We start from the raw sequence: 3,551 nt of genomic DNA on the forward strand, positions 1-3,551 counted from the left end.
CCTTACTAGCCTGGGATCCCTTTCGGTGGGCGATGGAGCACGGGGCTTGGGCATGGATTGGCAGCGCGTGGCGCCCTCGAGGACCCGACGGCAGATGCTCGGCGCCGCCGCGGCCGGCCTGATTCTCGGCCTCGGCGGGATGACCGTGGCGGCCGGGTTCGTCCAGGCTTCGGAGCGCAACGGCATCACTGCCTTCTTCGAGACCTTGTTCGGTGTGGAGCCTCCCCCGGCGCCCAAGCCCGCCGCACGCCAGCTGGCGCGCCCGGCTCGCTATTCGTCCCTGCCCAGCGCCCATCGGGTCAGTGCCGTGGCCTCGCCGCGCTGGAAGCCTCGCCCCGTCGCGGCCCAGGCTCGCCGTGCCCGTGTGCAGCCTCGTTCGGCGCGGGCATCCGCCGATCTGACGGCGTCGGCGCTCGGAACCCGCACGGTGTGCGTGCGCGCCTGCGACGGCTACCTCTTCCCTTTAGGTCGACTCAAGACGAAGCGCGACCTGCCCGTGCATGAGGCCGCCTGCGCCGCGGCCTGTCCCAACGCGCCGACCGCGCTCTACACGCTGGCGGGTGGCCGGAGCGAACTCGACCGTGCCGTCAGCCTGACGGGTCGGCCCTATGCCGAGCTCGCCTCGGCGAACCTGTTCCGGACGAAACGCGTCGCTCATTGCTCCTGCCAGCCGGACGGTGTCGCCGCCGCGCCGCTGCCGATCGAGCAGGACCTGACGCTTCGGGCCGGCGACGTGGTCGCCACCCAGGCGAGCGCAGACGTCGTGGTCCGTGCCCGCCGCGGTGGTTTCCAGGTGGTGGACTTCCGGGAGGCCAAGGGGCTCTCCCGCCGCACCAAGCAGGATATCGACGCCAAGGTCGACGTCATCCGCCGCGAGGCGGTTGCCGGGGCCTACCGCAAGAACCTGCGCAGCGCCGAGCGCGGACAGCGCATCAAGCTCGCCCAGATCGGCGGGTTCCAGCCCCTGGCGCGGCCGATCGAGGTCGAGCCCGCCTTCAGCGTCGTGCGCGTCGTGGTGCCCTCCCCCTTCAAGCCGTGATGCACCGCACCCCTTGATCTCCCGGTGTCCCGGACGCCAAAGAGGAGGCCATGAGGGGCCGAGCATGACCGATACGCAGGGCCAGGCCCAGGACGACCCGAGCTTCGACGCGGCCCTCCCGGTCAGCGGCGTGCCCGAACGGATCTCGCCACTGATCCGGCGGCGGATCTGCCCCAACGGCAGCCCGTTCACGGCGAGCGGAACCTGCAGCTACGTGGTCGGCCATGGCGAGGTCGCGATCATCGATCCCGGTCCGGCCGATCCCGACCACATCGCCGCGCTCCTCGAGATGATCGCGGGCGAACGGCTCGCCGCCATCGTCGTCACCCACACCCATCGCGACCACTCGCCGGGCGCCCGCCTGCTCCAGGCCCGCACCGGTGTGCCGGTGGTCGGCTGCGGGCCGCATGTCGCCGCCCGGGCATTGGGCGAGGGCGAGACGCGGCTCGATGCCGGCGCCGACCCGGATCACCGCCCCGACCGAATTCTCACCGAGGGCGAGCGCCTGCATGGGCCGGGCTGGACGCTGGAGGCGATCGAGACCCCCGGCCACACCATGAACCACCTCGCCTTCAGTCTGCCCGAGGAGGCCGCCTTGTTCTCGGGCGACCACGTCATGGCGTGGTCGACCACCATCGTGGCGCCCCCGGACGGGTCGATGCGCGCCTACATGGCGTCCCTCGACAAGCTGCGCGAACGCGACGAGACGGTCTTCTGGCCCGGCCATGGCGGTCCGGTCCGCGACCCCAGGCGCTTCGTGCGGGGCCTAAGCGCCCATCGCCGCCAGCGCGAGACCTCCATCCGGGGCCGTCTTGCCGCCGGCGACCGCGATATCCGCGCGATCGTGGCAGCGATCTACCAGGGGCTCGGCCCCGGACTGGCCGGCGCCGCGGCCCTCTCGGTCTTCGCCCATCTGGAGGATCTGGTCGAGCGCGGCCTCGTCGCCACGGACGGCTCGCCTCGGCTCGACGGAGTCTACGAACCCGTCGGCGCGGCCGGATAGGCTCGTCTCACTTCACCGCGACGGCGAGGTTCGTCACCTCGTCGAGGTAGGCACGGATGCGGTCGGCATTGGCGCCGAGGTCGCGCGTTCCCAGCCGCGAGGCGGATCGCACGTCGATGCGGGCACCGTCGGCCCGCGGCCGAACCCGCACGGTCACATCGTCGGCGAGGTTGAGGACGAGGCCGCGCGCCACCGCCTCGATCCGGCCGTTGCCGACCCGGCCGCCGGGGCGAATCGCCTCGACGATCTGCCATTTGCGGTTCACAGCCGCCTTGCGTGCCAGTTCGAAGGCCGCGTCGGCCCCGATATCGAGGGTGAGAGGCGCCACCTGTGGATAAGCCTTGCGCTGTTCGGCCCGCGCCGCCCGTCCGGGATCGGGAGGATAGCGCCCGTCGCGGGCCGCGAAGGCGACGCGCGAGCGCGAGAAGGCCGGCGGATTCTCGATGTCGGTGCTGACATCCGTCAGTGCCGGAAGCCTGAGGCCGCGGAACGCCGCGAAAGCCGGATAGGCGAGGACTAGGCTCGCCACGACGAGGCCGCCGATCGCCCCGCCGAGGCCTCGCGCGCCCTCGCGCCAAGCCCGGATGAAGGCGAAGGTCGCCATGAGGACGGCCACCCCCGCCAGCACCGGACCCGCCGACAAGGCGACGAGGGCAGGACCGGCTTCGGCACGCTGATCCCGGACCAGGACCAGTGCGAACACCGTGACGAACAGAGCCAGCCACGCGGTCTGCCGGGCCAAGGGGCCGGCGCGGCTGACGGGGATCTCGATATGAAGGCGACGCATGGGAGTACGATGATGGCCGTCGAAAGGAAGCCGGCGGGTCGGCCGTGATCACCCGATGGTCTATCGCCCCGGCACGGCGCGCGCCAGTCGCCACCCCGGCCGAGCAGCCTAGCGCATCGAGCCGAGAAACCGATACCACCCTTCGAAGAAATCGATGCTAAACCAACAACCTAGAGAATTGAACCTGATCCGATTTCTTATCCAATTCTCTGTGCCACTGCTGCTACCGCGCTGCACGCGTTCTGCTATAGCGGCAGCACCATGCATGTACCTCTCGTCCAGAGCCCATCAACGATGCCCGGGCCCGCCTCCGCCGATCCGCTCCGGGTCTGGTTCCGTTTCATCCGCCTCAACCGCCGGGTCCAGGCCGCGGTTTCTGTCGAATTGCGTGCGATCGGGCTCTCGATCCCGCAATTCGACGTGCTCTCGACCCTTACGGAACGCGAGGGCCTGACACAGCAGGATCTGGCCGCCAGGCTCTACGTCACGAAGGGTAATGTCTCCGGGTTGATCGACCGGCTCGTCGAGGCCGGGCTCGTCGAGCGCCGGCCGATCCCGGGCGATCGGCGTTCCTATGCGCTGCACCTGACCCCGGCCGGAACCGACCTCGCCGTTCGCGGGATCGCCGCGCAGGAGGCCTATGTCGCCCGCACCCTCGGGCGGCTGCCGGCGGCTGACATCGCGCAGTTCGAGCGCCTCGTCCTGCAATGGCGCGACCTCGC

General features: G+C 70.7%; 4 protein-coding genes. 3 read left to right on the plus strand and 1 reads right to left on the minus strand.

The genetic code is table 11. The features are described from left to right. Positions 1-94: 94 nt before the first annotated feature. Both ACFE7U_RS16960 and ACFE7U_RS16965 read left to right on the plus strand, forming a co-directional pair. Complete coding sequence (locus ACFE7U_RS16960) at positions 95-1,039, plus strand: DUF2865 domain-containing protein (protein ID WP_375410888.1); 945 nt, start codon at positions 95-97, stop codon at positions 1,037-1,039. A gap of 64 nt (positions 1,040-1,103) precedes the next feature. Beyond that, on the plus strand, positions 1,104-2,042 hold the full coding sequence (locus ACFE7U_RS16965; RefSeq protein WP_375410889.1) for an MBL fold metallo-hydrolase: 939 nt from the start codon (positions 1,104-1,106) through the stop codon (positions 2,040-2,042). A gap of 7 nt (positions 2,043-2,049) precedes the next feature. On the opposite strand, the gene ACFE7U_RS16970 is transcribed toward ACFE7U_RS16965, so the two are convergent. Then, complete coding sequence (locus tag ACFE7U_RS16970; RefSeq protein WP_375410890.1) at positions 2,050-2,829, minus strand: DUF1499 domain-containing protein; 780 nt, start codon at positions 2,827-2,829, stop codon at positions 2,050-2,052. 294 nt (positions 2,830-3,123) lie between these two features. Between ACFE7U_RS16970 and ACFE7U_RS16975 the strand changes: the two genes are divergently transcribed. Continuing rightward, the coding region (locus tag ACFE7U_RS16975) for a MarR family winged helix-turn-helix transcriptional regulator (protein WP_375410891.1) at positions 3,124-3,551 on the plus strand (428 nt) is incomplete at its 3' end.

Source organism: uncultured Methylobacterium sp. (genome assembly GCF_964251405.1).
Classification (GTDB): Bacteria; Pseudomonadota; Alphaproteobacteria; order Rhizobiales; family Beijerinckiaceae; genus Methylobacterium.

Excerpts from the sequence above, each read along its gene's own strand:
- ACFE7U_RS16960 (WP_375410888.1), top strand. The coding sequence starts at position 95 with ATGCTCGGCGCCGCCGCGGCCGGCCTGATTCTCGGCCTCGGCGGGATG.
- ACFE7U_RS16970 (WP_375410890.1), bottom strand. The coding sequence starts at position 2,829 with ATGCGTCGCCTTCATATCGAGATCCCCGTCAGCCGCGCCGGCCCCTTG.
- ACFE7U_RS16965 (WP_375410889.1), top strand. The coding sequence starts at position 1,104 with ATGACCGATACGCAGGGCCAGGCCCAGGACGACCCGAGCTTCGACGCG.